Origin of the sequence: Shewanella sp. 5S214 (assembly GCF_041439795.1) — a bacterium.
GTDB lineage: Bacteria > Pseudomonadota > Gammaproteobacteria > Enterobacterales > Shewanellaceae > Shewanella > Shewanella vesiculosa.
In genome coordinates this window covers 26,051-44,461 of the sequence record NZ_JBGOOV010000005.1, presented here as the reverse complement: position 1 = coordinate 44,461, position 18,411 = coordinate 26,051, and the positions used below count along the sequence as shown (strand labels likewise).

Below are 18,411 nucleotides of genomic sequence, written 5' to 3'. Positions count from 1 at the left end.
TTCATGAGTGCCACAAAAAACAATGTTTATAGTGTTTCGCAATTAAATAGCGAAGTGCGGCATATTCTTGAAGGTCAAATAGGTAAAATTTGGCTAAATGGCGAAATATCAAACTTTTCATCGCCAAGTTCAGGGCATTGGTATCTGACTTTAAAAGACGCTCATTCACAAGTTCGTTGCGCGATGTTTAAGGGCCGTAATCAATCGGTGCGCTTTAAACCCGTCAATGGCCAACAAGTCTTAGTTAAAGGTGCCATTAGTGTCTATGAGCCTCGTGGTGACTATCAATTACTGCTGGAGTCTATGCTCCCGGCGGGTGATGGATTACTGGCGCAAGAATTTGAAGCGTTAAAGCTTAAACTGGCTGCTGAAGGTTTGTTTGCATTAGAAACCAAACGCCCTATTCCAAATAACATTCAACGTATTGGGGTTATCACCTCGGCAACAGGCGCGGCACTGCGAGATATCTTGCATGTGTTAGCACGTCGAGATCCCTCTATTGAAGTGGTTATATACCCAACTCAAGTTCAAGGTGCAACGGCCAGCAACTTAATCTGCCAAGCAATTGTCACTGCCAATCAACGCATGGAAGTTGATGTGCTGTTGCTTACCCGTGGCGGCGGATCATTGGAAGATTTATGGTGTTTTAACAGCGAACATTTAGCCCATGCTATTTATAACAGTGCCTTACCCATTATTAGTGCCGTCGGCCACGAGATTGATACCACTATTAGCGATTATGTTGCCGATGTGCGTGCACCAACCCCGTCAGCTGGTGCCGAGTTATTATCAAAAGACAAAGGTAATAAAACTGAAAAATTAGCCCTGCTGTTATCACGCTTGCAACAGGGTATGAAACATTATCAATTACAGCAGTATGGTCGATTAACTCAGTTATCTCATCAACTACAACGTCATGAGCCACAACGTAAACTGCAACAATTTGAGCAGCGTTTTGATGAAATGCAAATGCGCCTAGAAAATGCCTTACAGCATAAACTCAGCCGCTTAACATTGCGCCATCAGCAATTGCATAATCGCTTACAACAACGTTCACCTATTAATACCCTAACCTTAGAAAAACAGCGGCTTGGATATTTAATTGAACGTTTTAATGACGCCAGCAAAGACTGCTTTAAACAAGCTGAATTACGACTTACACAAGCAGCACATAAACTTGATACCGTCAGCCCACTGGCAACATTGAGTCGGGGTTATTCAATCACAAGTACCAATGATCATGTCGTTGAAAATGCCAATCAGTTAAGCAATGGTGATGTGATTCATACTCGGTTAAAGCAAGGAAGTGTCACCTCAACCGTGACAGATATCTCTACCAAATAAACAACATGATCTCGTTGAAAAAATGGTGCGCAAGGACATAGCGTGAAACAGATAGATTATCGGCAATACAAGGATGATGAGTTACTCGATGTTGAGCGCAACATTAATAAACAAGCTTTTCCTGAACGATATAAGCAATTATGCGACGAAATATCTCGACGTAAAAAACTTGGCTGTTTTAATCTTAAGCCTCAATTAAAAGAAAATGAGTTCGACCGAGATTACTGGCGAAGAAGTGAAATTATTTTTGAATTTACCACGATACCAATAGTTTGGCGTATGACTTTTGTCGGAGCTTACTTGTTGGTGAATGTGGCGCTATTAGCATGGGTAATGCCTCACTATTGGGAGAGTTCATTAGATAATCTACATCGATATAACATCACAGTTGATCAAATTGAATGTCGTAGGGACGCTGTTGAAAATCAACAAACCGGTGAAATCAATGATTTCTATGACATTGTCATTTCGGCTTATCCCAATACTTTTGTTGCACCAAATTTGCACCGTTCAAAATGCAAACAAATTGCCACGACATTAACATCGGGGATGCGGGTATCGATTTGGCAACAAGATGAATTGATTTATCAACTGCAAATGAATCAACAAATGTTGTTGTCGTATGATTATATGGCACCAAAGGTGAGAAATTTCCGCACAAGAGGCCAATTGGTATATTTTTTCATCCTATTTGGTCTAGGCATACTGTCATTCAAATCACTTTATAACGCTTTTATTCCTGGTACATTCAAGCAACAATACCGCGGATATGTTGACTGATCCCGTGGCGCATCACATATAAAAATGCCATCTTACGATGGCATTTGTTAACGCTTACTAACGGGTTTACTTACCGATTGGCGTTAATACAATTTCTACACGACGATTTTGCGAACGACCTTGCTCGGTAGAGTTGCTCGCAATTGGGCTTGACTCACCCATACCAGTAGAAGACACACGTGAACCACTGACTTTTTGGCTAGTGATATATTGTGCAACTTCACTCGCTCGTACTTGTGACAAACGTAAGTTATAAGAATCTGAACCTGAACTGTCGGTATAACCAATGACATTCAAGCGAGTATCATCATATTCTTTGGCCACTAATACAACGCTGTTTAATACTGATTTAGCGCGTGCACTTAATACAGTTTGATCAACCGCAAAGGTCACTTCATTAGGCATGTTTAGTACAATGTTGTCACCGTTGCGAGTTACACTCACACCAGTTGATTTTAGCTGTTTACGCAATTCAGCTTCTTGCACATCCATGTAATAACCAATACCACCACCAACAGCAGCGCCAGATGCAGCACCAATTAAAGCACCTTTACCGCGATCACTTTTGCTTGATGAAAGTACACCGATAGCAGCACCAGACAGAGCGCCAATCATAGCGCCATTAGTCGCTTTAGTGTTTTCTGATTCGCCAGTATAAGGATTAGGTAATTGACAACCTGACAACAAGAGCGCCGAACCAATTAATGTACTGCATAACAATGATGTATTTAACTTTACTAACATACTCACTCCTAACGACTTATCCATCATGGATAAGTAAAGCTGACACAATAAAAACTAATTAAAATCAAAAAGATTTATTATAACTCAGAAAAGCTTAAGGCTTTCGTTATATTTTTTTAATGAAACGTCTACGCAAGCCTATCACTCCGGCAAGCAACGCAATGCTTAACCAAGATAAGGTCCCGCCAGAATGTTCCGTTTCGATATAGACCTCATCAACATAAACCGCATCTCGATCACTACTTTCAAGCGGCAGAGCATACAGTGTATTAGATTGATCGCTACTAATCGTTGCGACAGGATCGGCATACCCCAACTCATATAAATCGATCAACACATCATAATGATCGGTTTGATAGCCATTAGCCAATGTCGTCAGCACTTCATAGTCATCATGGCTAGAGTCTGCATGTAAGGTGAATACATCGGTTGAGTAGTAATGAATCCAGGGACCACCATCTTGACTCAAATAGAGTTCTGCAAACACATCGGCCTGAATATCGCCCGCACTGCTATTAATATCTGCATCAAAAGTCACACTAAAGGTTTGATAAAAACCGTCGTAATCGTAATCTTCCAGTAAATATGAATTGGCACCGTAGAAGGAGAAATCGTAGTAAACCACCTGATTCTGCTGCGCTAATACTCGTTTTTGCTGGTTTTCAGCTGTGGCCGCAGATTTTTTATTTTTAGCCAGTACCTGTTCGCGAGTCATTTTTACCTTGATGTTGCCATCAAGGTTTTGCAACTTAGCTTGTTCATGTAACACCATCATCCTAGCTTGCTTATCGGCATCAGACTCTGGGGTTTTAAGGTTAATGCCCCTTGCTTGGCTGTAAGTCCCAAGGCCTTGTTCAGCTATGTGCTCGGCGCCTTGTGCTACAGGCGAGCTCAACCAAAGCGCACTGGCAACACATAAGCCTAAGCCCCATTTTATTTGGGTATTCATTACCGATATCTGGGATATGTTAGTTTTATTATGCTTCATGTTCATTCCTCGCTGTCTTGATATTGAGGCCATTAAAACCTAATGGAAATGAACATAAGCTGAACATAGGCTAATCATAACAACCAAAACAATCAGCTATTTATGCGTGACTAGCAAGAAACCTCAAGGTGTCTGTAAATGATTCAGCTAATGTTCATCTGTTAAAACGTATACTGCGATGACAAATCAGCTATTTATGCCTATGGCTATTTTATCGATTAGGTTAAGTAGATGTTTCTATATAGAAAGGGATCTTTTACACTGGCAATACTGAGGTTATTAGGGATCACAATATGCAGCGTATGCTCAACATAAATGCCATCATGTTAGGCCTAATATTAACGATACTGTCACTCACGTCGGTACCGTCTTATGCGGCATGGTATTCATCGCCCCATGCTAGCCACTCTCCCGGCCCTAATAATAATCGCCAAAACAATAATCAGAACAGTAACCTCGTCGTGGCAAGTGCTCAACATGCGGTACAAATAGCGCAAAGTCGTTATTCTGGCAAAGTGTTAAAAGTACAATCGGCTAACGTTAATGGACATACTGGGTATCGGATTAAACTACTCACCAATGATGGGGTTATTTTCTACGTGTTAGTCGATGCCACCAATGGCGCAGTGACAAGGAACTAACCCATGAGATTATTATTAGTCGAAGACGATTTAGCCTTGCAACAGAACATCAAACAACACCTTATCGAGGCGCAATATACTGTTGATGTCGCCAATGATGGCGAAGAAGGCTTATTTCAAGCTCAAGAATATCAATACGATGTCGCTATTATCGACGTCGGTTTACCAAAACTCGATGGCTTGTCATTAATCAGCCAATTACGCGAGCAAGACATTAGCTACCCGATAATCATTTTAACCGCTCGAGACAGTTGGCAAGATAAAGTAGTTGGATTAGATGCCGGTGCCGATGATTATTTAAGTAAGCCATTTCAGCTCGAAGAACTGGTTGCCCGAATTAATGCGTTAATTCGCCGTTCGGCAGGTAAAGCAAGCCCTATTATCCAAAATGGTCCCTTTAGTATCAATACTCGCAGTTTAGAAATTAAACAGGGCGAGCAAATCATTAACCTCAGTGGTTCTGAATACAAACTGTTTGAATACCTAATGTTGCATCCAGGTTCAGTGCATTCAAAAAGCCGATTAATTGAACATATTTATGATCAAGATTTTGATTTAGACTCGAATGTGATTGAGGTTTTCATTCGCCGTTTACGTAAAAAACTCGACCCTGACAATCAGTACCAATTAATTGAAACGCTCCGCGGTCAGGGCTATCGTCTGCGCCAATTAGACCCAAATGCATAATCTACTCAACTCGCTTAAAGTTCGCATTGTTGTCAGCGCCTTATTGTTAATATTGGTGTTGCTGCCGATTATTGGCATGACAGTAAACAATGCCTTTGAGACCCAAGTGAATGTCGCCGCCAAAAATCAATTAAAAGCTTATATTTACTCGGTCTTGGCCATGGCCGAAGTGGAAAATAACCAATTACAAATGCCGTCACATTTACTTGAAAACCAATTTAATGTCATTGGATCAGGTCTTTATGCGTTAATCACCACCAAAGACAATCAGCTATTGTGGACCTCAAATTCATTTTTGGGCCTAAACACGCCAATTAATCTGCCTAAACCAGCAACGGGCAGAAGCACCTTCGACTCGATCATGATTAATGATAAACCTCAGTTGATATATAGCTTTAGCGTGAGTTTTACCACCAGCGAACAGCCTTTTACCATGACGCTACACATTATAAAAAATAAACAGGAATACCTTCAACAAATCCAAAAATTCTCTAATACCTTATGGACTTGGTTACTGATCTTAACGGCCCTATTGTTGATAGTGCAATTGAGCTGGTTATTATGGACTCTAAAACCCTTGGGTAAATTTAGCCAAGAACTGAGTGCAGTAGAGCAAGGGACATCGATGCAGCTAAGCACCCACTACCCTGTTGAGCTGCAAAAAGTCGCTAAGCAATTAAACACCTTATTACAAACCGAACAAAATCAGCGTAAACGCTATCGTAATGCCCTGGCCGATTTAGCCCACAGTTTAAAAACCCCTTTGGCGGTAATGCAAACCCAAGCTAACTTAAGCGAGGCCTCGCTCGAGCAAATTAACCGCATAAATCAAATTATTGCCTATCAGCTCAGGCGCGCACAAAGTGCTGCGGGTAGCGCGTGGCATTTGGGGATCAGTGTTGACAGTATAAGCGTGAGATTAGTCAGAACCTTAACTAAGATATACCAACAGCAACAACTCAGCATTGATTACCAAGGCGATCACAATGCACGTTTCAAAGGTGATGAAGCCGATTTAACAGAAATGCTCGGCAATGTGTTAGACAATGCCTGCAAAGCCGCAAATGCCCAAGTAAAACTAACGGTTAAGCAAGGGCCTAATAGCCTTCTGATTAGTGTGGAAGACGACGGAGCAGGAGTACCTGAAGACAAGCAGCAGCAAATTTTCGAACGAGGCATACGCGCTGATACATACGATCAAGGTCATGGTATTGGCTTAGCGATTGTGCGCGACCTCGTCGATAGTTATCACGGTAAGCTTACCGTAAGCCAATCGACCTTATTGGGCGGCGCCAAATTTGAATTTGAATTTACGCATTAGTGTCTAATAGTCTGATGAATAGATAACTCATTTCTAGCTAAACCTGACTATATAGTTTAACTCTCTCGGTTAGCCTTCAGCTTATGTTCATCTTCGGCTCGTTATGATTGGCTTAACAGTCATAAATGACACTGGAGATAACATGAAAAAAGCCATTCACGCACCCGCTAAGGCGCTACTTGCCTTAGCTCTGGTTTGTATGCCATTAACAAGTGTGCAAGCGGCGCAGCCAACTAATAACCTCACTTACACAGCGGCAGATGATGCGGTCAGTGATGCTGAGTTAGCACAAATGCTTGCGCCTATTGCGCTATATCCAGACAGCTTATTAACTCACATCCTCATTGCGTCAACATATCCATTAGAAATTGTTCAAGCTAAGCGTTGGTTATCAAACCAAGGCGATCGTGATACTAAGCAAATCATGATAGAGGTCGAGTCACAAGACTGGGATCCAAGCGTCAAAGCCCTAGTGGCATTTCCCAATGTACTGCAACGCTTAAATGATGACTTAGCCTGGACACAAAGCGTAGGAGATGCCTTTTTACAAGACGAAGGCCGCATGCTAGATACCATTCAGTCGCTGAGACAACAAGCCGATAAGGCCAATAACTTAGCCGACCTTGAACAAGTCAAAGTGTCGCGGGTTGAGCGTCGGATCATTATTGAGTCGGTTCGCCCTGAAATCGTCTATGTACCTTATTACGACAGTCGCATTGTTTATGGTGATTGGCGCTGGAACCGTTACCCGCCCGTTTACTGGAGTGCACCAGCTTATGTGCACTACCGCCCTAACCACAGCGCTATTTACTGGGACACTGGCGTACATATCAGTTTTAACTTCTTTTTTAGTGGTTTTCATTGGCATGACCGCCGCGTAATCGCCGTACCTGTACATCAAAACTACCGTTACTACACGCCACGGAAAATAAGTTACAGCCATGGTGCACAACATTGGCAACATAAGCCTAAACATCGCAAAGGTGTGGCGTACCACAGCCAAGTGATCAGCAAACGTTATAATGGCCATTATGAAAAACGTAACCAGCAAGTAAGTTATTCACGCGAACCTAAGCGCCAGCTAGCCAATGAGCCACGCCATTACTCAACCAAGGTGAACGATCAACATAATCAAGTCAATTACGCTAAGCAGGACAAGCATAGTGACAAATCAGCGCTTAAAAGAGTCAATCGCAATGATGCTGTTGAACACAGAAGTACCCAACTAAAGCGCGAATTAAGTCAGCAGCGTCAACCAGTTGCACAGGTAAAATCGTTTGATCGTAAAGGCGAACCAATGAAGTCAAGCTACAGTCGTCAGCGCGATGTGGCCCAAACTGGGCCTAAATATGAGGCAAAACCGGTCGAAAATATGACAAGCAAACCGCGCATTCAAGAATTACAACAAGCTCAGCGTAATACTCGAGTTGAAAAAGTGCGTGAGCCGCAGGTTAACACTATGCGCAATCAACAACAGCAAGTGAAACAAATACGCACAAACGAACCAAAGAGACAGCAAGTGCGCGATACATCCCGCTCCACATCTCAGCAAGTTTCACGATCGGTTAATCAGCAACGTGATAATTCATCACATCGCACAAGCCAATCAAGGGATATAAAACCATCAAGAGAAAGAGAGTAAACACTTAATCGATTGCGAAAAACACAACATGAGCAAAGTGTGTTTGCCATGTTGTTTTTTTAAACTAACGTCATCAAAATTAACGATATTGAACTAAACTCGTGGCAATACGATACACACATCAAGCCCATGAGGATCGACTTGATTAAAGATCAACTCCCCATGATGTAAGCTGATAATGTGCTGGCAAATAGACAAACCTAGACCCGCTCCTTGAGAAGCATTTTCATCAACACGATAAAATCGATTTTTGGCTAAGGCTATCTCCTTAGCAGACATCCCACGACCTTGATCAAGCACACAAATCATTGTGTACTCATCATCCTGAGAAGCCTTAATGGTAATTAATGATTCCGCAGGACTGTATTTGCAGGCATTTTCAATAATATTTTTCAGGACTAACTCAAGGTAAAACGCATCGGCGTTAATGGTCATGTCCGCAGGAATATCAATATGCCATTCATAATCAGCAATCACGTGTAATAACTGATTTATCACGTTATCAATGATGTCTTGTAGCTTACAATCTGTTTGATTTAACGCTTCAATCGCATCAACCCGCGACAACAGTAACAACTGCTCTACCATATGATTAATACGGTTTACGCCCTCACCTATGGCTTCTATATACGCCAAGGTCGCAAGTTGAACATCAGGGGCTTGGCTTGACAATACATCACTTAAGCCGTCGCTATGTAACTTAATAATCGCTAACGGTGTTTTTAGCTCGTGTGCAGCGTCTGCGCTAAAACGACGCTCACGGATCATCGTCTCGCTAATACGCTGCAAATAACTGTTAAGTGCTTTTTGTGTCGACGCTAATTCTGTTGGTAACGTGAAATTGATTGGGGTTAGGTCTTGGGCAGGACGATTGTCTAAATGACGTTCTAATAATTTTACCGGTTTAAATAGGTAGTAAGTTAACGCCAACATAAAAAACATCATGATCGGCGTAATGATCAATGGCGAGCGCCAAGTATTGCTGATGATTAATGATACTAACTCCTGTCTGACATCATCACGCTGTGCGGTAACAATCCATACCTGCTGCGGCAATGAAAAAAAACTGTATACGTGCCATAAATCATTACCGATACGACGAGTATCATAACCTTGAGTAAAATTAGTTAGTAGTTGATCGCCAGAACTGTCAGAGTAAGCCAGTAACTGCCCGGTGCTAGACAGTAATTGAAATGACAACTTATGCTCATAAGATAAGGTAATAGGGTTAGCTTGTTCGGCAAATGTGTCGACTTTCGAATCATCAACATGGAACAGGATAGGCTTGAGAACAAGCTGAGCTAATTGCGCTTGCGTTAGATGATCAACATAAAACTTTTCTAGCATTTTCGAAGTTTGGATCATCTGTGCATCAAATAATTCTTCAACTTCATGCGTCGCATCACGGGTGCTCAAGATGCTCGAAAACGTCACGGTGAGGACAATCCCCACCAGCATGAGCAAACTTAATAATAATCGTAATGAAAACATAATGTCCTATGGTATTGAATAGCATCATAGCGCAATTTAGGTGTTACGTTGTTTACTGATCACTTGTCACGAAAAAGATTATACCGTTTCCGTTAAAATGTAGCCTATACCACGTACAGTTTTGATTAATTCGGTGGCAGTTTTTTTGCGTAGGTGATGAATATGCACCTCGATCGAATTACTGCCGACTTCATCCCAACCATAAGTTAATTGTTCAAGTTGATTACGGGTTAATACCCGTCCAGCAGATTGAGCAAACTCGAGCAATAATTGATACTCGCGCCGAGAGAGTGACACTAACACGCCGCGAAAATGTACTTCACAGCGGGCAAAATCAATATTAAGCGCGCCATAACTAAATTGATTATTGTCTAAGCCATGCTGGCGTCGAATAATAGCGCGTAATCTTGCAATAAGCTCTCTGACATCAAAAGGTTTACTTAAATAATCGTCTGCGCCAATATCTAAACACATCAAACGTGTATCAAAATCAGTGTTCGCGGTGAGTACAATAATCGGTAACGAGATACCGTTACGACGCCACAGTTTTAGTAAGTCAGCGCCATTGCCATCAGGCAAACCCAAATCGAGAATAATCGCGCTAAAATCTTCATTATTCAGGGCTACCTCCGCCTGCTTATAGGACGGCAGATGATCAACCTGGATACCTTCTTTGGCCAAACTCAGCATCACGCCTTGGGCGAGTAGTTTATTGTCTTCAACCAGTAACACGCGCATGATGACTTATCCCCTAAATACCTTAAAATCGACACCTTGCTGCTGTAAAAACGCTTCAGCATCTGGCCCTTTTAACATCGACATCGTGGCTAACATTCCCGCCATAACACAATTTGGCGCGAGTACAGTAACCGATAATGGCGCCTGTTCTATCGGATAACCATTTTGAGGATTAATAATATGCCCATAACGCTTACCGTTCACTTCTATATAACGTCGAGTATTGCCGCTGGTCGCGAGAGCACCCTGACGGATAGTTAATAGTGCTGCAGCGTTATCAAGCTTCTGCGGGTTTTCAATCCCCACCTGCCAGCCATCCGCTTTGGAGACAGGACAAGCAATATCACCACCAAAATTAACTAATACCGAGGTATCAGGCCAACGTTGAGCCAATATATTTGCGGTGCGATCAACGGCATATTCTTTACCGATACCGCCAAAATCGACACTCATGCCAGCCGGCATATGAACACTAGTGTTAGTCAATGTAATACGTTCAAAACCAACTTGATCTAAGGCTTTATCAATCTCAGTTTGTAGCGGTACACAATGGCTGCCATCAAAACGCCATAGGGCCATTAATGGGCAAGCGCTGATATCAAATGCTGCCTCGCTTAATTGAAAACATTGTTTCGCAAAGGTAAATAAATGAAGGGTTTCGGCATCAATGACTGTTGTGTCACCTTGAGCATGATTTAGCTGCCACACCACATTACCTTCAATAAAACGACTAAACTTATGTTCTATACGCTTAGCTTCATCATAAGCAATATTGAGCATTTGCCGAGCTACATGTTCGTCATTCACCGCCATTAACAATTCGCATGGGCTTGCCATAGCGTTAAATGAACCTAAAAAGCCCCAAGGACGAGTCTGTAAGCTCATCGCCTCTGGGGCTTTTAACACTGTAGTTAGCCGTTTATGCACGTAAAGTGACTCGTTTTATGGATATAACATCCATCTTAAAACGAATAACTCACTTGAGCTACAATTGCCTTCACTGCTGGGAATAAATCATAGTTCTGTAACTGCCCCGGTAATTGCGTACCATTATTTTCAGGATTTTGCTGATAATACTCAATACGATAACTTAACTCATGTCCACCGGATAAACGCTGACCAAATTTAAGCCCAATCGTATAAGCCGTCATATCACCAATACGATAATCTGCGCTGGCATACTCAGGTATGGCATCGCCACTCATTAAGAATGGTCGATAAAACTCAGCAGCCTGCTGTTGGTAATAACGTAAATGTAATTGTCCGTAGATGCTTGGGCTAAAGTAATAGCGGTAATGGGTTTCTAACGTATGTGATTGAATATCCCAATCGTCAGTACTGTAACGATATGAAAAATCGACTACACCAGAATCTAAAGCACCTTTGGTAAGTAAAAACACACTGTGTTTCAAGCGTGAATCAGGACGATTTTCATAACGGTAAGCTTGTGTTTGACCATTAGCATCAACTTCACTAAGAATTTTATACGGGTCAGTCATGTAACCAGACACACTGGATAAACCATAGTTAGCCTGCATTAACCAATTACGATTAATAATCTGAGTGACACCGAACATAATATCGCTCGTCTGCTTAGTATCATCACCCGCTAAACGAGTTTGATCAAATGCGGCTTGATAATCGGCATCACTGGCATAATTACCCCGAAACACCATTTGTGACATGGCTACTGGGCGACCGCCAACAGGATCAACCACATCATTACTGAACGCGCCAGACAACGACAACGTCGTGTTGTTTTTATTGAAGCTGCGCTCAAGGCCCGCATTAATCCCCATAGAGAGGTAATCGAACTCTTTAGAGCCGTACACACCGACATTACCAGTCCAATCTTGGTTAAGCACTTCTTGCCAATTAGCGCTTAGCTGTACCCGGGTATCGTGAAAGGTATCGTCAAGCGGCGTCTCACCTGAGCTAACGGTATATTGGCCGTCGCCTGAAGGACGAGTAAAGGTTTGGCTTTCGTCTTGGGCAACCGCACCAGAAGCCGATGCGCCAGTTAAGCTGTCGACTACAATTTTCATGTCTAGGAGTGAAGTTTCGCCAAAGGCTTTTTGCACGTTACCAATGGCTTCTGCAGCTTGCACGCGGTCTTGCTCACCATAATACATAATGGCAGCATCGACTTTCCAATCATCATTTGCAGGAGTAGCTTCAGCAGCACTCACCTGTTGATTCAGTAGACTGCAGCTTGCTAACGCCAATGCACTGGCAATATTTTGCTTAGATGTTAGTTGCATCCACAACCTCCACCCGCTAATGAACGCCCACCGCTGGTGCCTTCTTTACTGAAATAAATATGGTCATCTAAGGCAAGATCGAGTTTTTCGCTGTTTAAGGCCATGTCAGCTCTGGCTAATTGATCTTTTTCCCAAGGTTGTACACCTAGGCTTGAACATCCAGCCAAACTACTGACAATGGCTAACGCCACTGCCGCCTTGGCTAAGGGTTGATAAAACGCTTTCGTCATGAGTTTACTCCTGTAACAACATTTGGATTTCTTGCTCGTAGGCGGGGGTATTTTCGGTAAAAAATCCCATGTGAGTTTGTACCAGTTCACCTTTACGGTTAAACATAAAACTACTTGGCATTCCTTGTAACTCAAAGGCTCGAGCTATATCGCCCTCAGGGTCAAAGCGAAGATTAAATTTTCCCGGTAGCTTACTCAGAAACTCATGCGCTAATGCTGTGTCAACATCAAGGTTAATCGCTACAACCTCGAGACCTTGCTGTTGATATTTAGCTTGCATGGCATTCATCCAAGGGAATGATTTGCGGCATGGGCCACACCATGAAGCCCAAAAGTCGACATAAACGACCTTACCGGCAAATTGTTGCAAACTGACAGACTGCCCTTGCAGATCCATCACTTTATTATCTAATGACGGAGCAGCATAAGCTGTAACACTGACTCCAAGGCTTAACGCCAAACTTAACGCGGCAATGTTAAACTTACTTAAGCGTGAAAATAACTTTTTTGACATCATATTTTTGCCTACTGACTGAATATAGGACAAAGTAAGTTACCAAGCTTAAGGTTTACTTAAGTAAACAGATCGAACAATTTAAAAAACTGGCCAAGGCAAATGCTGCCTCGACCACACAATTGTTAAAGTTAACCACCAATCATCTTCGACACTAAACCTTTCTCATGACCCGATTCAGCCACTAAAATACCCGCTAAATGTAAACTGATAAAAGGAATGAAATACCAAAGTGCCAGTACATGTATTGTTTCAGCCTGTCCTTCTATTGATTCTGGGCCAAATTTAAGCAACAAACCGGTTATAACTGACAAGGCGACACCCGCATAAAATAGCCAATAGACCCACGCTTGAAACTTTTGTTTAGTGGTTGCTTGGCGTGAAAAAGGTGATGTGTAATGCAGACCAAATTTAGCCATATAAATAAAACGCGCTAACACAAATACACTGACCGCATAGCCGAAATAAATATGCCACTGAAACATAACACCACGAATACTTCTTGCAATGCTCACCGCTTGCTTATCAGTAATGATGACGTCAATTTTGGCTAAACCTTGATGAATAATCGCTGCCATATGGTTTTTCTCCATCCAGCCAAGTCGCAATAAAACTGTTAATAGCATGACCATCATAGTCAACGCGAGCCCCCAGTGAATGAGACGATGAAGCAGTGGGAAATTAGTCTGTGTTTGCATATAAACCTCGATAGGATTGCGATAATGCGGCTATTATTACGCCGAAATCTTAACAATTACTTATGAATAACAATAATCGAAAAATATTCTAAAACATGACATTATGACAGCATAAAACATTGAAAGAGGTCACACGTGACAACTATTTTGATTAAATATCGCCAAATAGTGTTATTTCTAGCCGGTCTAGGGACTTCATTAGGTGGACTGTATACTTTGTTTCCCCAATGGGCGCTGGAAAACCTAAACCAACTGCCCTTCTTTGCCAGTGATACAATTTTCATTCAGCATTGGGGATTAATGGTTTTGATGGTGGGATGCAGTTTTTTTATTGCAATGTTTCGCTCAGATTGGGTCAAACCAGTATTTTGCATTGCGCTAATTGAAAAGCTGTTTTTTATTAGCTTAGTATTGAGCAATGCCAATCAACCTTTTGTCGATGGATTTTGGTCATCAATGGTAATGGACACTATTATATGTACCTACATCGCCGCTTACTTATGGTGGTGTCGAACCGCCAGTGATTTATCGTCTTAAGATAGGCAAACTCAGTTTAGTCGAGCCTATCTGCCGCTGCCGCGACATCGCATTTTTTACAAATAAGGATCATGCCTAATTGTTGTTGTCGACCTTCTACCGTCGTCACCCAGGGGCGAACAGTCCAAGGTGGGTTATGGCGTACATGTTGAAAATGGCCACAGCCTAATTCTGCCACCCAATGCTGTTCTTCATCCAGATGATAACCGATAATTTTTTGCTGCATCCTCGTTCACCTAATCTTTAATAGCAATGCCAATAGCAATTCCAATAGCACGGTTAACACCGACAAAAAAGCCTGAACAAGTCAGGCTTTTTAAGCGATAAATAACTTAAGTCAATACGAGGTTACTTAGTACGATCGCGAATGTGGCTCATTGCACGCTTACGACGACGCTCTTGACCCACGGTTAACTTTTCAGTTCTACCTTCAAACGGGTTAGCACCTTCATGGAAACGTAACTGAATTGGCGTACCAACTACTTTCAATGAACGACGGAAGTAGTTCATCATATAGCGCTTATACGAATCAGGTAACTTCTTAACTTGGTTACCATGAATAACCACGATTGGTGGGTTATAACCGCCTGCGTGAGCATATTTCAGTTTCACACGACGACCATTAACCAATGGTGGTTGGTGATCATCTTGCGACATCTGCATAACGCGAGTCAGCATTGAAGTACTCACACGACGTGTAGCACTGTCGTAGGCTTCTTCAATTGACTCATACAAATGGCCAACGCCAGTACCATGTAATGCTGAAATAAAGTGAATACGGGCGAAATCGATAAAGCCTAAACGGCGATCAAGTTCGCTTTTAACACGGTCTTTGACTTTTTGATCAATACCGTCCCACTTATTTATCGCAATAACCAATGCACGACCAGCGTTTAAGGTAAAACCTAATAAACCAAGATCTTGCTCTGCAATACCTTCGCGCGCATCGATAACCAATAATACTACGTTAGCATCTTCAACTGCTTTTAAGGTTTTAATCACCGAGAATTTCTCGATAACTTCATTCACTTTACTGCGACGACGAACGCCAGCAGTATCAATTAATACGTACTCTCTACCTTCACGTGACATTGGAATATAAATACTGTCACGAGTAGTACCGGGTTCGTCATAAACCACCACACGTTCTTCGCCGAGGATACGGTTAATCAGTGTTGATTTACCCACGTTAGGCTTACCAATAATGGCGAGCTTAATCGGTAAGTTTTGCAGGCGTTCTTGTTCTGCTTCAGCTTCTTCTTCAGTATATTCACGTTCAACTTGCTCGCCTTCTTCGTCGAGTTCGCGAACGATACCCATAGCTTCAGCATAAGGCGTTAGTGCGTAGTCAATCATGTTGGTCACACCACGGCCTTGCGCGGCAGCCATTTGGTATACTTCACCTAGACCTAAAGACCAAAACTCACCACAAGCTGAATCGGCATCAATACCGTCGACTTTGTTAGCAACCACAAAAGTGACTTTATCACGGCTACGTAAATGCTGAGCAATCGCTAAATCAGCAGCTGTCATACCCGCACGAGCGTCAGTCATAAATAATACGACATCCGCTTCTTCAATCGCGGCCAATGACTGTTCAGCCATTTTAGTTTCGATCCCTTCTTCGCTGCCATCAATACCGCCAGTATCAACAACGATAAACTCGTAGCCAGCTAAAAATGCGCGGCCGTATTTACGGTCACGTGTTAAACCTGGGAAATCAGCGACTAACGCATCACGAGTACGAGTAAGACGGTTAAATAATGTCGATTTGCCGACATTCGGTCGCCCTACAAGGGCCACTACAGGGATCATGATTTTGCCTCTAAAAAACTTTTCAATAAAAAGCCCCCGGAACGCTTCCAGGGGCTCTAGTAAGGATATTATACCTTAATTAACGCAAAAATAGTGCTACGACTTATTCCGCATCAGTTTTGGTATCTTCCTCAGCATTCATTTGCTCTTGCTTGTTCAAGGAAACAATAGCAACTTTACCACTTCGGCCTTGAACATAAATGTTGTCACCCACCACTAAAGGTTGGGCATATAATCCATCACTATCAACTTCAATGCGACCAACAATGTCACCGCTATTACGGTCAATAAAGTGCAAGTAACCTTCAAAGTCACCAACAACAATGTAATTGTCTATCACGGCTGGAGCGGTTAATTCACGGTTTTTAAGAACCGAATTACTCCATAATTCAAGACCATTGCGGCGATCAACCGAATAAATACGGCTATGATCATCAACTAAGTACAGGCCAATACCTGCAGCAGCTAAATCATTAAAGCTTGAATATTTACGTGACCAAACAATCCGTCCGCTGCGAAGCTCCATAGACACGAGATTACCGTTGTAACTCGCAACATAAATATTTTCGCCCAAAATTAATGGCGTCATATCAATATCGGCCATCCGGGTAAACTCATTGGAACCCGTTGGGGTAAATACCGCTTGTTCCCATGCTTGTTGGCCATTACTTTTGACCACAACAGCGACTTTGCCATCTGCTGTGCCTAAAAAGAAACCGCCCGCTTCATAAGCGGCTGAACCTGTACCTCGTAAGGTAAGGTTTGGCAGCTGCATTTCATAGGTCCATAACTTTTCACCGTTATCGATATTAAATGCTTCAAATGCACCTTTACTGGTATTTACTGCAACAACATCTTCTGCCACTGTCGGTGCCGATAATAACTCACCATTAGCTTGAGCAGACCACACTACGTCACCCGTAGCCTCATCTAGCGCAACTAATAAGCCAGTTTCACCACCAACAAAGACTTTGTTACGTGCCGCAGTAACGCCGGCAGCTAAACGAATTCCTTTGGTTTTAATTTCAAGCTTATCTTCAAAGACATCATTAAAGTCTTGTTTCCATAGCTCCTTGCCGCTGGTTTCATCAAACGCAACCACAACACCGCTGCGATCGGCGACAAATAATTTGCCATAACGAACCGCTGGACGAAGTTGCGAGTAATAATCACCTACGCCATCGCCAACACTGGTATCCCAAGTCACTTCAGGAAATACAGTTGCTTGTATATCAACTAATTCACTCACTGGCTCTTCTTCAACATCACTTGAAGAACAAGCAGACATAAGAGCAACACTTAACCCGACGGCAAGTAGATTTTTACACCAAGACTTCATTGGCTAAATTCCTTATGCCTTATTTAGATTGTCTAACTTCATGGTTAGCGCAGGACTGGCTATCGCGCCACCATTATCCACGGCTGCTTGATAAGCTAATTTGGCTTTATCCAAATCACCTTGACGCACTAAAAAGTCGCCTTTTAATTCTTCACGTTGCGAAGCAAATGCTTTATCAGTCACTTGTTCTAGTGTGGCTAAGGCCATACCAAGATTATTTTGCTCAGCTTGAATACGCGCTAAACGTATCATGGCCACCATGCCTAAACCTGAACCTGGCTCTGCGGCAATTACTTTGGTAAATGAGGCTTCAGCTTTTGCTAAATCACCCGCTTCAACCGCTGATTTAGCGACCATCAACTCGAGTAATGCCTGATAACCTTGCTGATCATGTTCTGATGTAAAGCTTTCTGCCTGAACCAATAACGCTGCAGGGTTAGCTGACTGTGTCACGATAGACTGAAACGATTCGGAAGCTTTTTCGGCTGCCGCCACCTTCATATCAGAATAAGTATTCCAACCATATAGACCACCAAGGCCTACCACGGCACCCACGACAATCGAGGTACCATAATCTTTCCAGAACTGCTTGATAGCATCTACTTGTTGTTCTTCTGTGCTATAAATTTCCACTTGCACTT

General features: G+C 42.5%; 20 protein-coding genes. 7 read left to right on the top strand and 13 right to left on the bottom strand.

Translation table 11 applies throughout. From position 1 onward, the window contains the following. The first annotated feature begins 3 nt into the window (after nt 1-3). Nucleotides 4-1,344: an exodeoxyribonuclease VII large subunit gene (xseA, locus tag ACED29_RS04635; RefSeq protein ID WP_371697149.1), complete on the top strand. Its 1,341-nt coding sequence runs from the start codon at nt 4-6 to the stop codon at nt 1,342-1,344. A 42-nt stretch (nt 1,345-1,386) separates the two neighbouring features. Continuing rightward, on the top strand, nt 1,387-2,124 hold the full coding sequence (locus ACED29_RS04630; protein WP_371697148.1) for a hypothetical protein: 738 nt from the start codon (nt 1,387-1,389) through the stop codon (nt 2,122-2,124). Between the two features lie 66 nt (nt 2,125-2,190). Here ACED29_RS04630 and ACED29_RS04625 read toward each other — a convergent pair whose 3' ends face one another. Further along, nucleotides 2,191-2,868, bottom strand: coding sequence for an OmpA family protein (locus tag ACED29_RS04625; protein WP_182721998.1), 678 nt, complete (start codon nt 2,866-2,868; stop codon nt 2,191-2,193). Nucleotides 2,869-2,974: 106 nt separating this feature from the next. Then, complete coding sequence (locus ACED29_RS04620; RefSeq protein ID WP_371697147.1) at nt 2,975-3,856, bottom strand: choice-of-anchor H family protein; 882 nt, start codon at nt 3,854-3,856, stop codon at nt 2,975-2,977. A 293-nt stretch (nt 3,857-4,149) separates the two neighbouring features. Between ACED29_RS04620 and ACED29_RS04615 the strand changes: the two genes are divergently transcribed. From ACED29_RS04615 to ACED29_RS04600, 4 genes are all read left to right on the top strand, one after another. After that, nucleotides 4,150-4,497 (top strand): PepSY domain-containing protein, encoded by a 348-nt coding sequence (locus ACED29_RS04615; RefSeq protein ID WP_235781925.1) that lies wholly within the window; start codon nt 4,150-4,152, stop codon nt 4,495-4,497. 3 nt (nt 4,498-4,500) lie between these two features. After that, on the top strand, nt 4,501-5,184 hold the full coding sequence (locus ACED29_RS04610) for a response regulator transcription factor (RefSeq protein ID WP_124016861.1): 684 nt from the start codon (nt 4,501-4,503) through the stop codon (nt 5,182-5,184). Then, complete coding sequence (locus tag ACED29_RS04605) at nt 5,177-6,505, top strand: ATP-binding protein (RefSeq protein WP_371697146.1); 1,329 nt, start codon at nt 5,177-5,179, stop codon at nt 6,503-6,505. Before ACED29_RS04610 ends, ACED29_RS04605 begins: the two co-directional genes overlap by 8 nt. A gap of 142 nt (nt 6,506-6,647) precedes the next feature. Continuing rightward, nucleotides 6,648-8,147, top strand: a complete 1,500-nt coding sequence (locus tag ACED29_RS04600) for a DUF3300 domain-containing protein (protein ID WP_371697145.1) — start codon at nt 6,648-6,650, stop codon at nt 8,145-8,147. A 93-nt stretch (nt 8,148-8,240) separates the two neighbouring features. Here the strand turns inward: ACED29_RS04600 and ACED29_RS04595 are convergent, their stop codons facing one another. From ACED29_RS04595 to ACED29_RS04565, 7 genes are all read right to left on the bottom strand, one after another. Beyond that, entirely contained in the window at nt 8,241-9,638 is a 1,398-nt protein-coding gene (locus ACED29_RS04595) for an ATP-binding protein (RefSeq protein ID WP_124016859.1), read from the bottom strand. Nucleotides 9,639-9,716: 78 nt separating this feature from the next. After that, on the bottom strand, nt 9,717-10,376 hold the full coding sequence (locus ACED29_RS04590; RefSeq protein WP_124016858.1) for a response regulator transcription factor: 660 nt from the start codon (nt 10,374-10,376) through the stop codon (nt 9,717-9,719). A gap of 6 nt (nt 10,377-10,382) precedes the next feature. Beyond that, complete coding sequence (locus ACED29_RS04585) at nt 10,383-11,261, bottom strand: FAD:protein FMN transferase (protein ID WP_182755237.1); 879 nt, start codon at nt 11,259-11,261, stop codon at nt 10,383-10,385. A 77-nt stretch (nt 11,262-11,338) separates the two neighbouring features. Continuing rightward, nucleotides 11,339-12,637, bottom strand: a complete 1,299-nt coding sequence (locus tag ACED29_RS04580) for a DUF3570 domain-containing protein (protein WP_371697144.1) — start codon at nt 12,635-12,637, stop codon at nt 11,339-11,341. After that, a complete protein-coding gene (locus ACED29_RS04575; protein WP_124016856.1) occupies nt 12,628-12,867 on the bottom strand; it encodes a DUF4266 domain-containing protein in 240 nt (79 codons plus the stop codon). The genes ACED29_RS04580 and ACED29_RS04575 overlap by 10 nt, the downstream gene beginning before the upstream one ends. Before the next feature lie 4 nt (nt 12,868-12,871). After that, nucleotides 12,872-13,381 carry a TlpA disulfide reductase family protein gene (locus ACED29_RS04570; protein ID WP_124017011.1) on the bottom strand — a complete coding sequence of 170 codons (510 nt, stop codon included), beginning with the start codon at nt 13,379-13,381 and terminating at the stop codon, nt 12,872-12,874. A gap of 131 nt (nt 13,382-13,512) precedes the next feature. After that, a complete protein-coding gene (locus ACED29_RS04565) occupies nt 13,513-14,079 on the bottom strand; it encodes a cytochrome b/b6 domain-containing protein (protein ID WP_182697966.1) in 567 nt (188 codons plus the stop codon). Between the two features lie 135 nt (nt 14,080-14,214). Between ACED29_RS04565 and ACED29_RS04560 the strand changes: the two genes are divergently transcribed. After that, nucleotides 14,215-14,616 carry a hypothetical protein gene (locus tag ACED29_RS04560; RefSeq protein WP_182722004.1) on the top strand — a complete coding sequence of 134 codons (402 nt, stop codon included), beginning with the start codon at nt 14,215-14,217 and terminating at the stop codon, nt 14,614-14,616. Nucleotides 14,617-14,632: 16 nt separating this feature from the next. Here ACED29_RS04560 and ACED29_RS04555 read toward each other — a convergent pair whose 3' ends face one another. The 4 genes from ACED29_RS04555 to ACED29_RS04540 all read right to left on the bottom strand — a co-directional run bounded on the left by ACED29_RS04555 (nt 14,633) and on the right by ACED29_RS04540 (nt 18,403). Next, nucleotides 14,633-14,842: a DUF3565 domain-containing protein gene (locus ACED29_RS04555; RefSeq protein ID WP_182697964.1), complete on the bottom strand. Its 210-nt coding sequence runs from the start codon at nt 14,840-14,842 to the stop codon at nt 14,633-14,635. Between the two features lie 122 nt (nt 14,843-14,964). Beyond that, the gene (gene der, locus ACED29_RS04550; protein WP_011636594.1) at nt 14,965-16,431 is read right to left on the bottom strand and encodes a ribosome biogenesis GTPase Der; all 1,467 of its coding nucleotides are present in this window, start codon (nt 16,429-16,431) and stop codon (nt 14,965-14,967) included. Between the two features lie 103 nt (nt 16,432-16,534). Then, a complete protein-coding gene (gene bamB, locus ACED29_RS04545; protein WP_124016852.1) occupies nt 16,535-17,770 on the bottom strand; it encodes an outer membrane protein assembly factor BamB in 1,236 nt (411 codons plus the stop codon). A 12-nt stretch (nt 17,771-17,782) separates the two neighbouring features. Then, nucleotides 17,783-18,403, bottom strand: a complete 621-nt coding sequence (locus ACED29_RS04540; RefSeq protein WP_371697143.1) for a tetratricopeptide repeat protein — start codon at nt 18,401-18,403, stop codon at nt 17,783-17,785. Between the last annotated feature and the right edge of the window lie 8 nt (nt 18,404-18,411).